This is a genomic window from Actinotalea sp. (assembly GCF_035443605.1).
In the GTDB taxonomy this organism is placed as follows: domain Bacteria; phylum Actinomycetota; class Actinomycetes; order Actinomycetales; family Cellulomonadaceae; genus Actinotalea.
In genome coordinates this window covers 1-1805 of sequence record NZ_DAORSQ010000211.1, presented here as the reverse complement: position 1 = coordinate 1805, position 1805 = coordinate 1, and the positions used below count along the sequence as shown (strand labels likewise).

Below are 1805 nucleotides of genomic sequence, written 5' to 3'. Positions count from 1 at the left end.
GAGCACGTTCCTCACCCGCCTCCCGGTGGGCTCCAAGCTCATCGATGCCAAGGGCGTGTCGCGGCTCTACCGTCAGCGCATCTCCAACTGGCAGCTCGGCTGGCTCGTCATCGCCGGGCTGCTGGCGCTGGGCGTCGCCCTGGCGTCCACCGCCGCGGGCCAGACGATGTTCGGCCTCTTCGCCGCGGGTCTCGACGACATGTGGTCGTCCCTGCGGTCCCTGTTCGGCGGTGGGGCATGACCTCGACCGTCACCGACCGAGAGATCTCATCGTGATCGACTTCCGCTACCACCTCGTCTCGCTCATCTCGGTGTTCCTCGCGCTCGCCGTGGGGATCGCCCTGGGTGCAGGGCCGCTCAAGGAGGCGATCGGGGACACCCTCACGGGGCAGGTCGACCAGCTGCGCGCCGAGAAGGACGCGCTGCGGGCGGAGCTCGACGTGACGGCCCTCGACCTGCAGCACGCCCAGGCCTCCCTCGCGTCGGTCGCCCCCGCGCTGCTCGAGGGCGTGCTGGCCGAGCGCCGGGTGGCGATCGTGCTCGTCGACGAGGTGCCGGCCGAGGTGCTCGAGCAGGTCGTGGCGCGTCTCGCCGAGGCGGGCGCGTCGGTCACCGCGACCGTGACCGTCACGGAGGCGTGGACGGACCCGGAGCGGCTCTCGTTCCGTCAGTCCCTCGCCGGGACCCTGGTCACCTACCTCGACCCCGCCCCGGCGCAGGACGCCGGGACCGGGACGGAGCTCGCCGAGGCGCTGGCCCAGGGGCTGACCACGGCCGTGCCCGAGAACCCGGACGCACTGTCCGAGAACGCCGCGATCGTGCTCGACCTGCTGGGCGGCGACGCCGGACTCATCACGCTCGCCGGGGACGTCACGGTCCCGGCCGACGCGGTGGTCGTCCTGTCGGGCCCGGCCGGGAGCCTCGAGGCGACGACGGCGGCGCAGGACGTCGCCGCCGAGGACCTGGCGGAGCCGACCGACGAGGAGGCGGCGCTGCTGCAGGCCCGCATCGATGCCGGCGTGCAGATCGCGACAGCCGTCCAGGCCCGGTCCACCGGCGCTGTCGTGGCCGGCGGCGCGCTGACCGACCCGAGCGTCGTCCTGGCGCTGCGCCAGGACGAGTCGGCGTCCATCCAGGTGACCACGGTCGAGGACCTGGGCACGCTCGCGGGGCAGGTCGCCGTGCCGCTCGCGCTGGCCGCCCGGATCAGCGGCACCGTGGGGCACTACGGGGCCAGCCCCGAGGCGACGTCGGCCATGCCGCCGCGCGTGGTGCTGCCGCCCGTGGAGCGGGTCGCGGTCGTCGTCGACCCCGCGACCGTGACGACGGACGCCCCGACCGCGCAGCCCGAGGGCTGACGGTGGGCACCGGCCACGCGGGCGGGCGCGCGGTGCGCGCGACGTTCGGTGGGGTGCTGCGAGGCGGGCTCGTCGCCGCCGCGGGGACCGCCGCCGCCCGCGCCGGGCTGGACGCCCTCACGGGCGGCGCCGACCCGCGCTGGACGAGGACCAACCACCGCGGGGCGCCCATCAGCCTGCTCGAGGGGCCCGCGGTGGCTGCGGGGCTGGTGCTGGGCGCCGTGGTCGGCGGGGTGCCGCGTGCGGCGGTCGCCGGCGCGGTGGCCGCGGCGGGTGGCGCGGCGTTCGGCCTCGTCGACGACCTGTCGGAGGACACCTCCCGGCGGCGCAAGGGCCTGCGCGGCCACCTCGGAGCGCTGGCCCACGGCGAGCTGACGACCGGTGGGCTCAAGGTGCTCGGCATCGGCGCCACGTCGCACGTCGCCGCCGCGGTCGCGCTGCCGCGCG

At 76.2% G+C, this 1805-nt stretch carries 2 protein-coding genes and 1 pseudogene; all 3 read left to right on the top strand.

Annotated features, from left to right (window positions below):
- On the top strand, nucleotides 1-241 hold a 241-nt coding region (locus tag PKY62_RS13250; RefSeq protein ID WP_324537719.1), incomplete at its 5' end, for a SteA domain-containing protein.
- 31 nt (nucleotides 242-272) lie between these two features.
- Nucleotides 273-1358, top strand: coding sequence for a copper transporter (locus PKY62_RS13245; protein ID WP_324537715.1), 1086 nt, complete (start codon nucleotides 273-275; stop codon nucleotides 1356-1358).
- A gap of 2 nt (nucleotides 1359-1360) precedes the next feature.
- Nucleotides 1361-1805, top strand: a pseudogene (locus PKY62_RS13240) (hypothetical protein); the annotation flags it as partial.